This is a genomic window from Ruegeria sp. AP11, from assembly GCF_056535865.1.
In genome coordinates this window covers 2,669,124-2,685,281 of record NZ_JBQFJB010000001.1, presented here as the reverse complement: position 1 = coordinate 2,685,281, position 16,158 = coordinate 2,669,124, and the positions used below count along the sequence as shown (strand labels likewise).

General features: G+C 60.8%; 15 protein-coding genes. 6 read left to right on the top strand and 9 right to left on the bottom strand.

The genetic code is table 11. The features are described from left to right. Positions 1-2: 2 nt before the first annotated feature. The 4 genes from ACR3E4_RS13430 to ACR3E4_RS13415 are packed head-to-tail and all read right to left on the bottom strand — an operon-like array spanning position 3 to position 4,099. Complete coding sequence (locus ACR3E4_RS13430) at positions 3-425, bottom strand: ASCH domain-containing protein (RefSeq protein ID WP_480529909.1); 423 nt, start codon at positions 423-425, stop codon at positions 3-5. Position 426: 1 nt separating this feature from the next. Further along, positions 427-2,034: a carboxyl transferase domain-containing protein gene (locus tag ACR3E4_RS13425; protein WP_480529911.1), complete on the bottom strand. Its 1,608-nt coding sequence runs from the start codon at positions 2,032-2,034 to the stop codon at positions 427-429. A gap of 2 nt (positions 2,035-2,036) precedes the next feature. Continuing rightward, a complete protein-coding gene (locus ACR3E4_RS13420; protein ID WP_480529913.1) occupies positions 2,037-2,576 on the bottom strand; it encodes a hypothetical protein in 540 nt (179 codons plus the stop codon). Next, complete coding sequence (locus tag ACR3E4_RS13415; RefSeq protein WP_480529915.1) at positions 2,573-4,099, bottom strand: AMP-binding protein; 1,527 nt, start codon at positions 4,097-4,099, stop codon at positions 2,573-2,575. The genes ACR3E4_RS13420 and ACR3E4_RS13415 overlap by 4 nt, the downstream gene beginning before the upstream one ends. 136 nt (positions 4,100-4,235) lie before the next feature. Between ACR3E4_RS13415 and ACR3E4_RS13410 the strand changes: the two genes are divergently transcribed. After that, on the top strand, positions 4,236-4,841 hold the full coding sequence (locus tag ACR3E4_RS13410) for an OmpW/AlkL family protein (RefSeq protein WP_480529917.1): 606 nt from the start codon (positions 4,236-4,238) through the stop codon (positions 4,839-4,841). 48 nt (positions 4,842-4,889) lie between these two features. On the opposite strand, the gene ACR3E4_RS13405 is transcribed toward ACR3E4_RS13410, so the two are convergent. From ACR3E4_RS13405 to ACR3E4_RS13395, 3 genes are all read right to left on the bottom strand, one after another. Then, positions 4,890-6,053, bottom strand: a complete 1,164-nt coding sequence (locus ACR3E4_RS13405; RefSeq protein ID WP_480529919.1) for an isovaleryl-CoA dehydrogenase — start codon at positions 6,051-6,053, stop codon at positions 4,890-4,892. A 161-nt stretch (positions 6,054-6,214) separates the two neighbouring features. After that, positions 6,215-7,405: a DegT/DnrJ/EryC1/StrS family aminotransferase gene (locus tag ACR3E4_RS13400; protein ID WP_480529921.1), complete on the bottom strand. Its 1,191-nt coding sequence runs from the start codon at positions 7,403-7,405 to the stop codon at positions 6,215-6,217. 39 nt (positions 7,406-7,444) lie between these two features. Then, positions 7,445-8,116 (bottom strand): HAD-IA family hydrolase, encoded by a 672-nt coding sequence (locus ACR3E4_RS13395; RefSeq protein ID WP_480529923.1) that lies wholly within the window; start codon positions 8,114-8,116, stop codon positions 7,445-7,447. Positions 8,117-8,250: 134 nt separating this feature from the next. On the opposite strand from ACR3E4_RS13395, the gene glmU reads away from it, so the two are divergent. The 3 genes from glmU to ACR3E4_RS13380 are packed head-to-tail and all read left to right on the top strand — an operon-like array spanning position 8,251 to position 12,116. Next, positions 8,251-9,603: a bifunctional UDP-N-acetylglucosamine diphosphorylase/glucosamine-1-phosphate N-acetyltransferase GlmU gene (gene glmU / locus ACR3E4_RS13390; RefSeq protein WP_480529925.1), complete on the top strand. Its 1,353-nt coding sequence runs from the start codon at positions 8,251-8,253 to the stop codon at positions 9,601-9,603. A gap of 3 nt (positions 9,604-9,606) precedes the next feature. Then, on the top strand, positions 9,607-11,427 hold the full coding sequence (glmS, locus tag ACR3E4_RS13385; RefSeq protein WP_480529927.1) for a glutamine--fructose-6-phosphate transaminase (isomerizing): 1,821 nt from the start codon (positions 9,607-9,609) through the stop codon (positions 11,425-11,427). Next, the gene (locus ACR3E4_RS13380; RefSeq protein WP_480529929.1) at positions 11,424-12,116 is read left to right on the top strand and encodes a DNA alkylation repair protein; all 693 of its coding nucleotides are present in this window, start codon (positions 11,424-11,426) and stop codon (positions 12,114-12,116) included. Before glmS ends, ACR3E4_RS13380 begins: the two co-directional genes overlap by 4 nt. Here ACR3E4_RS13380 and ACR3E4_RS13375 read toward each other — a convergent pair. Continuing rightward, positions 12,104-12,520: a hypothetical protein gene (locus ACR3E4_RS13375; RefSeq protein WP_480529931.1), complete on the bottom strand. Its 417-nt coding sequence runs from the start codon at positions 12,518-12,520 to the stop codon at positions 12,104-12,106. The genes ACR3E4_RS13380 and ACR3E4_RS13375 overlap by 13 nt on opposite strands. A 92-nt stretch (positions 12,521-12,612) precedes the next feature. On the opposite strand from ACR3E4_RS13375, the gene moaA reads away from it, so the two are divergent. Together moaA and ACR3E4_RS13365 are read left to right on the top strand one after the other, a co-directional pair. Further along, complete coding sequence (moaA, locus tag ACR3E4_RS13370) at positions 12,613-13,620, top strand: GTP 3',8-cyclase MoaA (RefSeq protein ID WP_480529933.1); 1,008 nt, start codon at positions 12,613-12,615, stop codon at positions 13,618-13,620. A gap of 1 nt (position 13,621) precedes the next feature. Then, complete coding sequence (locus ACR3E4_RS13365) at positions 13,622-14,944, top strand: 3-deoxy-D-manno-octulosonic acid transferase (protein WP_480529935.1); 1,323 nt, start codon at positions 13,622-13,624, stop codon at positions 14,942-14,944. Positions 14,945-14,986: 42 nt separating this feature from the next. On the opposite strand, the gene ACR3E4_RS13360 is transcribed toward ACR3E4_RS13365, so the two are convergent. Next, a complete protein-coding gene (locus ACR3E4_RS13360) occupies positions 14,987-16,150 on the bottom strand; it encodes a M20 aminoacylase family protein (RefSeq protein ID WP_480529937.1) in 1,164 nt (387 codons plus the stop codon). Positions 16,151-16,158: the final 8 nt, after the last annotated feature.

The window sequence follows — 16,158 nt, the reverse complement described above, 5'->3', positions numbered from 1 at the left end:
GCTTACCCCTCAACCGCCAGATCTTCGACAAGGCGAAACCGTTCGCAGAGCAATTCCATCTCGGGATCGAACCCGCCATTTCGCTCGAAATACCGGCGGTGATCCTCACGCCATCCTTCGAGCGTTTCATTCTCGCCTTCGGCCAACGCAAAATCCTCGGTCACATCGCAATAGCGGCGGGTCGAGACCTCGACAGTTTCAATCACCAAGGCCGGGCGATCATCCCAATCCAGTGCAATATCCCGCCGCCCAACGACCGGCGTATCAGCGCTGCCTTCCGGATAGTCGCGCAACGCGCCGCAGGTCGCGGTTTTTTTCCCTGCGCGCACCAAGTCCAGCAGCTCGGCGCTCAGTAGTGCATTGTCGCCGAACTTGAAAGTTTGCGCGCCCGGATAGCGGGTTTTCAGTTGTTCCAGTCTGCTCATCTTACATCCTGAACACGCCGAAACGTGTCTCCTCAATCGGGGCATTCAGCGCAGCACTCAGCGACAAGGCCAACACATCGCGGCTTTTGCGCGGGTCGATGATGCCGTCATCCCACAAACGCGCCGATGCATAGAGCGGGTGCGACTGTTCCTCGAACATCTCCAGCGTCGGGCGTTTGAATTCGGCCTCTTCCTCAGCCGACCACGTGTCGCCCTGCCGTTCAATCCCGTCGCGCTTGACGGTGGCCAGCACGCCCGCGGCCTGCTCTCCACCCATCACGGAAATGCGCGAATTCGGCCATGTCCACAGGAACCGAGGCTGATAGGCGCGCCCCGCCATGCCATAGTTCCCGGCCCCGAAGGACCCGCCCACCAACATGGTAATCTTGGGCACCGAAGTCGTCGCGACCGCCGTCACCATCTTGGCCCCGTGCCGCGCGATACCTTCGTTTTCGTATTTGCGGCCAACCATGAACCCGGTGATGTTCTGCAGGAACACCAGCGGCGTTTTGCGCTGCGAACACAGTTCCACGAAATGCGCGCCCTTCTGCGCGGCCTCGGAAAACAGCACCCCATTATTGGCGATGATGCCCACCGGACACCCTTTGACATGGGCAAAACCGGTCACCAGCGTCTCGCCGAACCGGGGCTTGAATTCATCGAAGCGCGAGCCATCGACCAGCCGTGCAATCACCTCACGGATGTCATACGGCGTGCGCAGGTCGGCTGGGACAACGCCCAGAATTTCCTCGGGATCATAAGCGGGTTCTTCCGATGCCTCGAACCGTAGGCTGGGCTTCAGCCCGGCACCCCCCAACGACCCGACCGCCCGGCGCGCCAGCGCCAGCGCGTGGGCATCATCTTCGGCCAGATAATCCGCCACACCGGACAGGCGCGTGTGCACGTCGCCACCGCCCAGATCCTCGGCACTCACCACCTCTCCGGTCGCGGCCTTGACCAGAGGCGGTCCGGCCAGAAAGATTGTCCCCTGATCGCGCACGATAATCGTCACATCCGACATCGCGGGCACATAGGCCCCGCCCGCCGTACAGGACCCCATCACCACGGCAATCTGAGCAATCCCCTTCGCGCTCATCCGCGCTTGGTTATAGAAGATGCGGCCAAAGTGGTCGCGGTCGGGGAAGACCTCATCCTGATTGGGCAGGTTCGCGCCGCCGCTGTCGACCAGATAGATGCAGGGCAGATGGTTTTCCTCGGCGATCTCCTGCGCGCGCAGGTGCTTCTTGACCGTCATCGGATAATAGGTGCCGCCCTTCACGGTGGCATCATTGCACACCACCATGACCTCACGCCCCTGCACCCGGCCAATGCCCGCAATGACCCCAGCACAGGGTGCGGCATCGCCATACATCCCATGCGCCGCCGTCGCGCCGATTTCAAGGAACGGAGACCCCGGGTCGAGCAGGTTCGCCACCCGACGACGCGGCAGCATCTTGCCCCGCGATTCATGCCGCGCGCGGGATTTCTCACCTCCGCCCATGCGGGCGGCTTCAGCGGCGGCAGAGATTTGGGACAGCGCGTCGAGATGAGCCGCGCGGTTTGCCCTGAAGCCCTCAGAGGTGGGCATGGCTTTGGATGTGAGTTTCATGTCTAAGGCACCTGTTTTTCTTCTTCGCGTTCAGTCGCGCGTTGGAGAATTCTCAGCGTGAGCCAGCCAGCCAATGCGTCCGCATAGCCACAAGCATCCTGCTCGGAGACACCTTCGATCTGAATATCGTCACAATCAGCTATCGCTGGTGCAAATTGTGCTAATATTTCATTGTCGAATATTATCTTTGCATCTCTTATTACGTCCTGCGCCGCAGGAGGATCTTCGTAACCAAGACGGTTTGTTTCTGGGATTTGAGACCACTCCGAAATCGTTTTGTCGCGCATCCACTTTGACACCACCAAAACGCATCTTTCGACCTCAGCACTTGGGTCCGCCAACGTGCACATCCTGTGGCTTTGGCCGACACATTCCACATCCATAGGAAGCGCATAGTCGACATTTGGAACAAGATCAGTGCAGGCTCGCAAAAATGCGACTGTATCAAACCTTTCGGGGGCAGCTGTCTCGGCTTGTGTTGCCAAGCCAACTGCACCCAGCGTAGTCGCCAAAATTAAGAAGCTTCTCAATTCGAATATCACTTGTTCAACTCCCCCGCCGCCCGCGCCTTCAATTCCTTCCGGATCACCTTCCCCGTCACCGTCATCGGCAGTTCCTCCAAAAACGCCACCTCACGCGGATAGGAGTACTGCGCCAGACGGTCCTTGACCCAATCCTGCAATTCCTGCTCCGACGCTTCGACTTCCGGTTTCAAAACCACATAGGCCTTCACGATCTCTGTCCTAAGCGGGTCAGGTTTGCCGACCACGCCCACTGTCGCCACCGCCGGGTGGGTCAGCAGGCAATCCTCGATCTCGGCGGGTCCAATGCGATAGCCAGCCGAGGTGATCACATCATCATCGCGGCCAACGAAGCGCAGATAGTCGCCCTCCCACACGCCGCGGTCTCCGGTGATCAGCCAATCGCCCCAGAACTTCTCAGCGGTCGCTTGCGGATTGTTCCAGTATTCCAGCAGCATCGAGGCCGAGCCGCGCCGGATGGCCACATCACCCTCGTCGTCAGACAACTGACCATCCTCATCGATCACCGCAACCTCATGCCCCGGCACCGATTTGCCAATGCAGCCGGGTTGCACGGGAAAGTCCTGTGCGCAGGAGGACACAACCATGTTGCATTCTGTCTGGCCGTAGAACTCGTTGATTGTCAGGCCAAACGCCTGCCGCCCCCAGGCCAGCATCTCGGCCCCCAGCGGCTCACCACCCGATGCAACCGAGCGCAGGCCGGGGATCGCCTGATCCGCCGCCTTGAGCATCCGCAATGCCGTCGGCGGGAAGAATACGTTGCGCACACCGCCGCGCGTGATCACATCAGCGCAGGCCTCGGGCGAAAACTTGTCCAGCCGCGCCGCGACGACCGGAATACCCAGCGCCAGCCCCGTCATCAGCACATCGAACAGCCCGCCGATCCAGGCCCAGTCGGCGGGTGTCCACAGGCAGTCACCGTCGCGCAGATGATTGTGGCTGATCGACACGCCGGGCAGATGGCCCGTCAGCACCCGATGCCCGTGCAACGCGCCCTTGGGGCTGCCGGTGGTGCCCGAGGTATAGATCAGAACCGCAGGATCCTCGGGACCGGTATTGGCGAAGGGCACCGGGTCGCCCTCCTGTCCGATCTGATCTGCCAGCAAAGGTTGGGCAAGCTCACCGACCAACGCCGCGCCTTCGGCATCCGTCAGAACAATTCGCGCGCCCGCATCGCCGATGCGAGAGGCCAAAGCATCCCGTTTGAACAGTTTGAACAACGGCACCGAAATCGCACCGATCTTCCAGATCGCCAGATGGGCTGCCGCACACCACGGCGACTGGCTGAGCAATACCCCCACCCGATCCCCTGGTCGGATCTGTCCCAGCAGCGCCCGCGCAATACTGTCCACCTGCCCCGCAAGCGCACCAAAGGTGACAGGTTCAGCGCGCTGGCCGGTCAGATCGATGAGCGCCACGCGGTCGTTGGGCTGCGCCAGACACTGCCGCGCCATGTTCAGCCTGTCAGGGATGTCCCAGCTGCCATCGGAGCGCAAACCCGGTATGCACTCAGTGGAAAGCACGCTGGTTTTCCCTTGTTTTACGGGACTTTGCTTCGCCACAGGAACCAATAGACAGCCCCGAAATTTGATACAGATCAGAGTCCTTGAATTCTTCCCGGTTCAAAACTGCGGCATTAACAGAACCAAAGGCATGAATATGACCAGAAAACTCGCCGCTTTGACCCTGTCTACCGCCCTTGTTGCACTTGCAGCGCCGGCCTTTGCCCAGACGCAGGGCGATTGGACGCTTGGAATCGGTGTTGGCTATGTCGATCCTAAATCCGACAACGGCACGCTGGACGGCGCGAGCGCCAGTATCGGCTCGAGCACCCGCCCGATCTTCACCGCCGAGTATTTCGTGCGCGACAATCTGGGTATCGAGTTGCTGGCCTCGACACCGTTCAAGCACGATATTACCCTCGCTGGCAGCTTTGACGCGGGCAGCGTCAAGCAACTGCCGCCGACCTTGTCGCTGAACTATCACTTCCCCACCAACAGCGCCTGGAAACCCTATGTTGGCGCGGGTCTGAACTATACCATCTTCTTCGACGAAGATTCTCCGATCGACGGCCTGAAAGTCGACGATTCCTTTGGTGTTTCGCTGCAAGCGGGCCTGGACTATCAGATTACCGAAAAAGGGGCCGTGCGTCTGAACGTGCGCTGGTTCGATATCGACGCGGATGTCTCGGTGAACGGCACCAAAATCGGCACCGCCGAAGTCGATCCGTTCCTGGTTGGCCTGTCCTACGTGCATCAGTTCTGATCCTTTGAAAGATGCCCCGCAGTTCGTTGAATCGCGGGGCGTTTTCCTTCACAGCATTTCGTTCATCATTTCCCGACCGATCAGCATCCGGCGAATTTCACTGGTGCCCGCACCGATCTCCATCAACTTGGCATCGCGGAAGATGCGGCTGACCGGAGAATCCGACAGGAACCCGGCCCCGCCCAGCGCCTGCACAGCCTGATGCGCCTGCACCATCGCCTGCTCGGACGCATAAAGACAACACGCCGCCGCATCCTGCCGCGTCACATCCCCCCGGTCACACGCCTTGGCAACCTCATAGACATAAGCCCGGGCCGAGTTCATCGCGGTGTACATGTCCGCGATCTTGCCCTGCATCAGTTGGAACGACCCGATGGGTTTGCCGAACTGCTTGCGCTCGGCCAGATAGGGCATGACCTCGTCCAGACAGGCGGCCATGATGCCGGTGCCGATCCCGGCCAGAACCACCCGCTCATAATCCAGCCCTGACATCAGAACGGCGACACCCCGCCCCTCTTCGCCCAGCACGTTTTCAAACGGCACTTCGACATCTTCAAAGATCAGTTCGGCCGTGTTCGATCCCCGCATCCCAAGCTTGTCGAAATGGGGCGATGTGGAAAAACCCTTCATCTCTTTCTCGATCAGAAAGGCGGTGATGCCCTTCGACCCCGCCTCCGGGTCGGTCTTGGCGTAAACGACCAGAGTATCCGCGTCTGGCCCGTTGGTGATCCAGTATTTGTTCCCGTTCAGCCGGTAATGATCATTGCGCTTTTCAGCGCGCAGCTTCATCGACACCACATCCGAACCGGCCGAGGGCTCGGACATGGCCAGCGCCCCCACATGATCGCCCGAGATCAGCCGCGGCAAATACTTCTGCTTCTGCTCATCCGTGCCGTTCAGCTTGATCTGGTTCACACACAGATTCGAATGCGCCCCATAAGACAGCGATACCGAGGCCGAGGCCCGCGCCACCTCTTCCACGGCGATGGTGTGCGCCAGATAGGACATCCCCGCACCGCCATACTCTTCAGGCACGGTGACACCCAGCAGGCCAAGCTCTCCCATCTCTTTCCACAGCTCGTTTGGGAAGGCGTTGGACTTGTCGACCTCCGCCGCCATCGGCTTCACGCGCTCCTGTGCCCAGCGATGCACCATTTCACGCAGGGCGTTCACGTCCTCGCCCAGATCAAATTGCATTGTGGCCATAAACATGCAGGGCTCCTCCAACCGCGTTAATGAACAAGTGTTCAATAAACAGATAGCAGCGATTCCGCCTCCGGTCAACGATGCGTGTGGGCAACGCAAAACGCCGCCCTGCATGGGGCGGCGTTTTCCAAAGAATCGAGCGTACGCTGAAAGCGCACTCCGCTGGGTTACGACTGATGGACCGCGCTCACCTCGGTTCGGATGATCCGCGCGATAAGGCGGCAATCGTCCAGCGAAAACGTCAGCGGAACGCGCATATCCATGATACCGGCCAGGATCCGGTCACTCCCCGGCATCGGCACACTGTCCGCGTAGCGCCAACTGTCGTAGCGTGAGGTGAAACCCGAAGGCTCTGCCCCTCCAAACCACTTCAACTCAACCCCGCGCGCGGTGCAACGGCGTATCACCTCGGCAATACGCTCCGGCGTCCAGTCCAGCAACAGAAACTGGATCGAAGACCCGACATAGGATTCCTCCGCCGGACGCTCCACCACCGTCAGACCCGGCGTTTCACGCAATCCGCGCTCGATCTCGTCATAGCGTTCGTTCCAGCGCGCGACCTGCCGGTCCAGATCCCGCAATTGCGGACGCAGGATTGCCGCGCGCAGGTTGTCCATACGACCCGAAACATTGGGCGTGGTGTATTTGATCTGCTCGAACACCTGCGGCGCAGGCGCTGCAAGATGGCGTTCATACAGCATATACGACCCGGATAGCATAGTCGCCTTCGCCGCCAGTTCCGGGTCATCCGTGACCAGCAGCCCGCCCTCACCGGAATTCACATGCTTATAGGTCTGACATGAGTAACACCCCACAGCCCCCTGACGCCCCGAAAGCTGCCCCCGCCAGGCCGCCCCCATCGTATGCGCGCAATCCTCGATCACGATCACACCCGCCGCGTCGCACATCTGCATCAGTCGATCCATGTCACACAGATGCCCGCGCATATGGCTGAGCATCAGGACCTTTGCCTGCCCCAGTTTGGCCTGAAGATCATTCAGATCGATGGTCAGCGTCTCGGTCACGCCAACAAAGACCGGCTTCGCCCCGACCGAAGCAATCGCCCCGGGGACCGGAGCCAGCGTGAACGCGTTGGTCAGAACCGGATCACCCGGCCCGACCCCGACCGCCCGCAGCGCAGTCGCCAGCGCATACCCCCCCGACGACACCGCCAGGCAGTATTTCGCCCCCATCTGAGCGGCAAATTCCTGCTCCAGCAAAGCGGTCTCGCTCAGCTCATCGGGTGCGACGTTATAGCGATGCAGGCGCCCGTGGCGCATCACGGCCAATGCGGCCTCGATCGCTTCTTCGGGAATGGGTTCCTGTTGGGTGAAACTGCCAGTGAATGTCTCGGTCATGGATTCGTTCTGGGGCCGGAACGTGCAAGGGTCAAGAGATCAGGCCGCCGCTCCGATCAAATCCGAGACCATTTTCGGCAAATCGTCGAAGTGATGCAGCAATGCCTCGGGCTCCAGCGCAGCCATATCGTCACCCGAGGGGCCGAATGTGACCAGAACCGAAGGTACACCGGCAGCCCGCGCGGTATTCCGGTCGGTATCGGAATCACCGATCAGAACGCAATGATCCGGATGCCCCCCCGCACGCCGCGCCGCCTCACGCAGCGGTTCCGGGTCGGGTTTGCGCACGGGCAATGTGTCCGCGCCTACCAACGAAGCGAATTTGTCACGCACGCCCAATCGGGTCAGCAACAAATCTGCCAGCCCCTCGGGCTTATTGGTGCAGATGCCTACCCCATAGCCATCTTGCGCAAGTCGCTCCACCGCTTCCAGCGCACCGGGATAGAACCGGGTGTGCGTATCAATCGCTTCGGCGTAAGCCTCCAGCAGAACCGGATAATAGGCCAGAACCGTGTCCTCGGCATAAGCGCCCACGCGTTTCAGGCCATGGGTCAGCATCATCCGCCCACCGCGCAAGGCGACCCCGGCATCCTGATCGTGAACCAACACATCGCCATGCCCCATCTGCCGGAAACAATGGTTGGCCGCCGCCAGCAGATCGCCGGACGTATCCGCCAAAGTCCCGTCCAGATCGAAGATCACTGTACGCATATCGCCTCCTGCCTCAGCGGTTTTTCGCCACCCCATGTTGCAAACGGCAATCTTGTTTGATGGCTCAACCGCTTGCGCCTTTGACCTCAGCGGATAAAACGGGGCGCAACAAAACACAAAGAGAAAACGATTTCATGACCACCGCCCTTGTCATTCTTGCTGCCGGGAAAGGCACAAGAATGAACTCTGACCTGCCCAAAGTGCTGCACCCTATCGCGCAGGTGCCGATGCTGGTTCACGCCATGCGCGCCGGATCTGCCCTGTCCCCTGCCCATACCGTAATCGTCGCGGGCCACGGGGCCGAGGCCGTCTCGAAAGTTGCGCAGGCCGAAGACGAAGCAACCCGGATTGTTGTACAGGAAGAGCAGCTCGGAACTGCACACGCCGTCGCCCAGGCCCGCGATGCGCTGACCGGGTTCGAGGGCGATGCGGTCGTGTTGTTCGGCGACACACCGTTCCTGCAGCCCGACACGCTGGAACGTATGATCGCAGCACGGGCCGAGAATGATCTGGTCATCCTCGGGTTCAAGGCCGCCGATCCCGCGCGCTATGGCCGTCTGGTGATGAACGGGGAAACGCTGGAACGGATCGTCGAATTCAAGGATGCGTCGGATCAGGAACGCGCCATAACCTTCTGTAACTCCGGTCTTATGGCGTGCAATGCGCAAACGTTGTTCTCGCTGATCGATGCGGTCGGCAACGACAACGCCTCGGGCGAATACTATCTGACCGATGTGGTCGAGATCGCCCGCAACCGCGGCCTGCGCGTCACTGCCGTCGCTTGTGATGAGGCGCAGACGCTGGGCGTGAACTCGCGCGCCGATCTTGCGGCAGCGGATGCGATTTTTCAGGCGCGGGCGCGGAGCGAACTGCTGGAACTTGGGGTCACGCTGATGGCGCCCGAGACGGTCTATCTGGCCGCAGATACCATCATCGGGCGCGATACGGTAATTGAGCCGAACGTGGTTTTCGGACCGGGTGTGACCGTCGAAAGCGGCGCCACAATCCGTGCGTTTTCGCATCTGGAAGGCTGCCATGTCAGCCGGGGCGCCACCGTTGGCCCCTATGCGCGTCTGCGCCCGGGAACCGAGTTGGCGGAAAACACCCGCATCGGCAATTTCGTCGAAATCAAGAATGCCGAGATTGCCGAGGGCGCGAAGGTCAACCACCTCAGCTATATCGGTGATGCCTCCGTCGGGGCCGCCACAAATATCGGCGCCGGTACCATCACCTGCAACTATGACGGTGTGATGAAACACAAGACCACGATTGGCGAGAACGTGTTCATCGGGTCCAACACAATGCTGGTCGCTCCGGTATCTGTGGGCGATGGCGCGATGACCGCAACCGGGACCGTGGTGACCAAGGATGTTGAACCGGATGCTCTGGCCGTGGCGCGCGCCAAGCAGGACAACAAGCCCGGCTATGCGCGAAAATTGTTTGAAATGTTGAAGGCGAAAAAGGCGCGCCGCGACAAGGGAGCCTGAGTTATGTGTGGAATTATTGGTGTTCTGGGCAGCCACGAGGCCGCGCCCATTCTGGTCGAGGCGCTGAAACGGCTGGAATATCGCGGCTATGACAGCGCCGGGATCGCGACGGTCAATGCCGGTGTTCTTGGCCGCCGCAGGGCGGTCGGCAAGCTGGTCAACCTCAGCGACCTGTTGGTGCACGATCCGCTGCCCGGCAAGTCCGGCATCGGCCACACCCGCTGGGCCACCCATGGCGCGCCGTCGGTCAGCAACGCCCACCCCCACAAGGCCGGGCCGGTCGCCGTGGTGCACAATGGCATCGTCGAGAACTATCGCGAACTGCGCGCTGAACTGGCCGATCACGGCATCGGATTCGAGACCGAAACCGATACGGAAACCGTTGCCCTGATGACCGAGCTTTATATGTCGCAAGGTCTGACCCCGGTCGACGCAGCCTATAAGACCATTGATCGGCTTGAGGGTGCTTTTGCGCTCGCCTTCCTGTTCCACGGGCAGGACGACCTGATCGTTGCGGCTCGAAAGGGATCACCGCTGGCCATCGGTCATGGCGATGGTGAGATGTATGTGGGCTCGGACGCCATCGCGCTGGCGCCACTGACCGATCGCATCACCTATCTGGAAGAAGGCGACCGGGCGGTTCTGACCCGCACCTCGCTTGAGATCCGCAATGAGGCCGGTGAGATTGCCAACCGCGAGATGCGCCGGATCAAGCTGGATCAGTCCCGTACGGACAAGGCCGGGCACAAGCATTACATGGCCAAGGAAATCGCCGAGCAACCCGTGGTGGTGGCCGAGGCAATCCGCTCGTACCTGCCCACCGGCAGCGATCAGATCGTTCTGCCCGAAGATCTGGACTTCACCAAGCTTGACCGGCTGACCATGGTCGCCTGTGGCACCGCATTCTACGCCTGCCTGACCGCTAAATACTGGTTCGAGCAACTGGCCAAAATGCCTGTCGAGGTCGATATCGCCAGCGAGTTCCGCTATCGCGAACCTCCGATCACCGACCGAACGCTGGCGCTGTTTGTCAGCCAATCGGGCGAAACCGCTGATACGCTCGCGGCACTGCGCTATTGCGAGGGCAAGGCGGACAAGATTGCTTCGGTCATCAACGTTCCCGAAAGCTCGATTGCGCGGGAAAGCGATATCGCCCTGCCGATCCATGCCGGGGTCGAGATCGGAGTGGCCTCGACCAAAGCCTTCACCTGTCAGCTCAGCGTGCTGCTGATGCTGGCGCTCAAGGCTGCGGCGGACCGGGGCACGCTGAGCGCCGAAGAACTGGCGGATCACGCCGCTGCGCTGCGCGGGCTGCCGTCGGTCCTGAACACCGCACTGGACCAAGGCCGCGCCATCCGCAAGTCGGCCCAGCGCCTGTCCGAGGCGCGCGACGTTCTGTTTCTGGGTCGCGGCCTGATGTATCCGCTGGCCATGGAAGGCGCGCTGAAACTAAAGGAAATCAGCTATATCCACGCCGAAGGTTATGCTTCGGGTGAGCTGAAGCACGGCCCCATCGCCCTGATCGACAAGCACATGCCGGTGGTGGTCATGGCCCCGCGCGACACGGTGTTCGATAAGACCGTATCGAACATGCAAGAGGTGATGGCGCGCAAAGGCAAAGTCATCCTTGTATCTGACGATGACGGCATTGCCGAGGCCGGGGACGAAGCCTGGAGCACGATCCGTATGCCGCATGTTCACCCCAGCCTCACGCCGATCCTCTATTCGGTCCCTGCGCAACTGCTGGCCTATCACACGGCCGTCGCCAAGGGGACGGATGTGGACCAGCCGCGCAATCTGGCAAAATCCGTAACCGTCGAATGAGCGATGCTCTGCTGAATACCCATCTGGATCAGATCAAGGCCCACGCCGATCCGGCACGGGCCGAACAGGTGGCGGCCTATCATAAGGTCGATCGCCTTTATCTGGGCGTCGCAAACCCGATCCTGAATGATCTGACCAAAGATTGGCGGCGAGAACTGGATGTGCCCGCACGGGTCGATCTGGCCTCGGCCCTCTGGCAGACCAACATACACGAAGCCCGCGTGGCCGCCGCAAAACTGCTGACACAGGCGCGGATACGCCCTGACGATGCCGTCTGGGACCTGCTGCAAAGCTGGCTGCCCGATTTCGATGCCTGGGCCATCGCGGACCATGCCTGCATGGCGATACAGAAACGGCTGACGGCTGATCCCTCACGACTGGATCAGGTTGAGCTCTGGACCCGGTCCGATCACATGTGGTCCCGGCGCGCTGCGCTGGTTTCCACCCTGCCCTGGACCAAACAAAACCACCCGAAGCCCGAAGAACTGGCGTGCCGTGACCGCGTGCTCGGCTGGGCCGCGGGATATGTCCCAGACCGGGACTGGTTCATCCAGAAAGCCGTCGCCTGGTGGCTGCGCGAGCTTTCCAAACACGATCCCGATCGCGTGGTTGATTTCCTTGCCCAACACGGTGCGGCGATGAAACCCTTCGCCCGCAAAGAGGCCGGGAAATACCTTCAGTCTGAATAAACGTCCAGTTCGACCAACTCATCGAACGGGATCAGCAGGGCCCGCATCGCCTCAAGCGACAAACGGCTGCCGCCACCCTCTGGTCCGGGTGCAGGGACAAGCGCCACATAGGCCTGTGCACCTGTCCGGGGCACCACGATGCGCCCGTTGATCTCGGTCTCGACCAGCGGTGTCTGCAGCCAACGCCCCGGCGTGTTGGGATCACCCAAACCCGCAATCGTTCTTTTGGCCCCGATCCAACCAACAGCGCCAACCACCGGTGTTGCGACCTCTTCAACGGGTTCGGCAACAGCAGGTGCGACCTCAGGCTCTGCTGGCGCGGCTCCGAAAACACGATCCGTCGTGGACCGGACCGCATCGCAACCAGCAATCAGAGAGCAAGCCAGAAACAATACATATCTCATACTGAAATACCTAGAGCGCTGCGCCCATCTGCGCCAGCCAAAAACACAGTTCGCCCTTGCCGGTGGGCGGCCTGCGCTTTACCTATACCTGCATGACAGCTCCGCTTATCGATCCATTTGCCCGCGCCATCACATATCTGCGTGTATCCGTCACGGACCGCTGCGATTTCCGCTGCGTCTATTGCATGTCCGAGGATATGAAGTTCCTTCCCAAAAAGGACCTTCTGACCCTGGAAGAGCTGGACCGCATCTGCACAACCTTCGTGAACATGGGCGTCGAAAAGCTGCGTATCACCGGGGGGGAGCCTCTGGTGCGCCGCAACATCATGTCCTTCTTCAACAGCATGACGCGGCATCTGGACAGCGGCGCGCTGAAAGAACTGACGCTGACCACCAATGGCTCGCAGCTGCACCGTTTTGCCGATGATCTGTATGCGGCGGGCGTGCGCCGGGTGAACGTCTCGCTGGACACGCTGGACGATGACAAATTCGCGAAAGTCACCCGATGGGGCCGCCTGAAACAGGTGCTGAACGGAATCGACGCGGCGCAAAGGGCCGGGCTGCGGATCAAGATCAATGCCGTGGCGCTGAAGGGCTTCAACGAACCGGAACTGCCCCACATCACCGAATGGTGCGCCGAACGCGACATGGACCTGACCTGGATCGAGGTCATGCCCATGGGTGACATCGGCAACGAGGATCGTCTGGATCAGTACTGGTCGCTGAAGGACGTGCGCAAGGAATACGAAAACCACTATGCGGTCACCGATCTGGCCGAACGCACCGGCGGCCCGGCACGCTATGTGCGGCTGGAAGAAACAGGCCAGAAAATCGGCTTTATCACCCCCCTGTCCCATAATTTCTGCGAAAGCTGCAACCGCGTGCGCCTGACCTGCACCGGTGAGCTTTATATGTGCCTCGGGCAAGAGGATATGGCCGATCTGCGCGCGCCCCTGCGCGACCATCCCGATACCGAAAAACCGCTGGAAGATGCGATCCGCGCGGCGATCAATCTCAAGCCCAAGGGGCATGATTTCGACTATTCCCGGCAGGCCGTCGACGGCCAGATGAGCCGCCACATGAGCCATACAGGCGGCTAACTTGCCCGGACGCCTCGGAAAGCCAACACTGCTGTACAAACTGTACTGCGGCCTGACCTCGCTTATCGGGCCGCTGATCTGGCGCAAAGTGCGTGCCAAATTGCAGGCCGCCAACGTCCCCGAGCCCCGCCAGCAAGAACGTTTAGGCCATGCCAGCCTGATCCGCCCGGATGGACCCCTGATCTGGTTTCACGCAGCCAGCGTCGGCGAAAGCCTGTCTGTCCTCAGCCTGATCAATCGGTTGGCCGAACGTCTGCCCGGCACTGAATTCCTCATCACTTCGGGCACACCCACATCCGCCGAACTGATCGCCAAACGCATGCCTCCGCGCACGCGCCACCAATACCCCCCGCTTGACAGCGCGGGTTCGGTGCGCCGGTTTCTGGACCACTGGCAACCCGACGCAGCCATATTCGTCGAAAGCGAAATCTGGCCCCGGCTGATTGTCGAAACGGCAAAACGCGGGGCGCCGATTGCCCTGCTGAACGCCCGCCTGTCTGAGAAATCCGTCTCTGGTTGGAGAAAACGGCCCAAGACCGCCCGGTTCATCCTTGGCCACTTCGATCTGTTCCTGACCCAGAACGACAAGACCGCCACCAATCTTATCGCCATGGGCGCCCCACCCGAACGGGTACAGCCCGGCACCAACCTCAAGGCCATGTCAGACCCGCTGCCGGTGGATTCCACAGCTCTGTCGCAGATCAGGGATCAGATCGGCAACCGCCCGGTCTGGATCGCCAGCTCCACCCATCAGGGCGAAGAGGAAACCGTTCTGGCCGCGCATAAGACCCTGCTCGACCGTTGGCCCGACCTGCTGCTGCTGCTGATCCCGCGCCACCCCGAGAGGCGCACCGAGATCGCTCAGTTAATCACAGCCAACGACCTCACCTTTGCCCTGCGCAGCGCCGATCAGCCCATCATGCCGCAGACACAGATCTACATGGCCGATACGCTCGGCGAGCTGGGCACCTGGTATGCGCTCTGCCCGATCGTCTTCCTCGGCGGCTCGCTGAAAGAAATCGGAGGCCATAATCCTTTCGAACCCGCACAGGCAGGTGCCGCTGTCATCACCGGTCCGGGATATTTCAACTTTGCGGAAACTTTCGCCCCGCTGATCGAAACCGGCGGCGCGACACAGGTCCACACCGCAGCAGAGCTGTCAACGACGGTCGCCCAATGGCTCTCGGACCCGGACGCCCTGCAAACCGCAAGAAACGCAGCGAATTCCTGCGTCAACACGCAGGCCAATGCCTTGAACACGGTCATCGAAACGCTCTGCAGCCAGCTCAACCTGACCGTAGGGGATCCTTCTTCATCTGGCTAAAAATATCCCGGGGGTGTGGGGGCAGAGCCCCCACTTGCACAATCAAGCCGCAGGCATCCGCTGCTCAACAATTTCGGCCCACCAGCTGCAGCCAGCCGGAATGGCCTCGTCGTTAAAGTTGTATTCCGGGTGATGCACCATAGCCGTGTCGCCATTGCCCACCAGGATATAAGCCCCCGGACGCTCTTCCAGCATGAAGGCGAAATCCTCGCCGCCCATGACCAGAGGCGCCTCTTCACAATCCCCTGACACGGACCGCGCCACATCGGCGGCAAACGCGGTCTGCTCGTCGGTGTTCACCATGACCGGATAGCCGCGGATATAGGTCACATCCACCGTGCCCCCGAAGGTTGCGGCAATACCGTTGCAAATCTCATTGATCCGCTTTTCGGCCAGATCGCGCATGTCCTTGCTCATGGTGCGCACGGTGCCCTTGATCTGAACCGTCTGCGGGATCACGTTGAACGCCTTGGACGCGGTCTCGAACGAGGTCACGGACACGACCACCTGATCAATCGGGTCCGCATTGCGTGAGGCGATGATCTGCAACGCCAGCACCGCCTGCGCCGCCAGTACCGTTGTATCCACGGTCTCATGCGGTTTCGCTGCGTGCCCGCCGCGCCCTTCGAAAGTGATATCGAACTGATCCGTGGCGGCAAAGAACGAACCCGGACGGATCGAGAAACTGCCAACCGGCTTGCCGGGCCAGTTGTGCATTCCGTAAACTTCCTGAATGTTCCAGCGGTCCATCATGCCGTCTTCGCACATCTCGCGGCCCCCGCCGCCGCCCTCTTCGGCGGGCTGGAAGATCACGACAACGGTGCCATCGAAGTTCCGTGTCTCCGACAGGTATTTCGCCGCCCCCAGCAACATCGCCGTATGCCCGTCATGCCCACAGGCATGCATCGCACCATCGGTTTTCGAGGCATAGTCCAGCCCCGTCGCCTCGTGAATCGGCAGCGCGTCCATATCCGCGCGCAGGCCGATGACCTTACCCTTGCTGTCGGACTTACCCTTGATCACGCCCACAACACCGGTGCGGCCTATGCCGGTGACAACCTCGTCACAGCCAAATTCCTTCAGCTTTTCCGCAACCAGAGCGCTGGTGCGATGGGTTTCGAACAGGATTTCCGGGTTTTCGTGAATATCCCGTCGCCAAGCGGTGATTTCTTCCTGCAATTCGGCAAAGCGGTTTTTGACTGGCATCTCTTTTC

Bases quoted from the DNA above. Each gene is read 5' to 3' on its own strand.
- ACR3E4_RS13395 (WP_480529923.1), bottom strand. From the start codon at position 8,116: ATGCGTACAGTGATCTTCGATCTGGACGGGACTTTGGCGGATACGTCC.
- ACR3E4_RS13380 (WP_480529929.1), top strand. From the start codon at position 11,424: ATGAGCGATGCTCTGCTGAATACCCATCTGGATCAGATCAAGGCCCAC.
- ACR3E4_RS13375 (WP_480529931.1), bottom strand. From the start codon at position 12,520: ATGAGATATGTATTGTTTCTGGCTTGCTCTCTGATTGCTGGTTGCGAT.
- ACR3E4_RS13360 (WP_480529937.1), bottom strand. From the start codon at position 16,150: ATGCCAGTCAAAAACCGCTTTGCCGAATTGCAGGAAGAAATCACCGCT.
- ACR3E4_RS13400 (WP_480529921.1), bottom strand. From the start codon at position 7,405: ATGACCGAGACATTCACTGGCAGTTTCACCCAACAGGAACCCATTCCC.
- glmU (WP_480529925.1), top strand. From the start codon at position 8,251: ATGACCACCGCCCTTGTCATTCTTGCTGCCGGGAAAGGCACAAGAATG.
- ACR3E4_RS13410 (WP_480529917.1), top strand. From the start codon at position 4,236: ATGACCAGAAAACTCGCCGCTTTGACCCTGTCTACCGCCCTTGTTGCA.
- moaA (WP_480529933.1), top strand. From the start codon at position 12,613: ATGACAGCTCCGCTTATCGATCCATTTGCCCGCGCCATCACATATCTG.
- ACR3E4_RS13430 (WP_480529909.1), bottom strand. From the start codon at position 425: ATGAGCAGACTGGAACAACTGAAAACCCGCTATCCGGGCGCGCAAACT.
- glmS (WP_480529927.1), top strand. From the start codon at position 9,607: ATGTGTGGAATTATTGGTGTTCTGGGCAGCCACGAGGCCGCGCCCATT.
- ACR3E4_RS13405 (WP_480529919.1), bottom strand. From the start codon at position 6,053: ATGTTTATGGCCACAATGCAATTTGATCTGGGCGAGGACGTGAACGCC.
- ACR3E4_RS13425 (WP_480529911.1), bottom strand. From the start codon at position 2,034: ATGAAACTCACATCCAAAGCCATGCCCACCTCTGAGGGCTTCAGGGCA.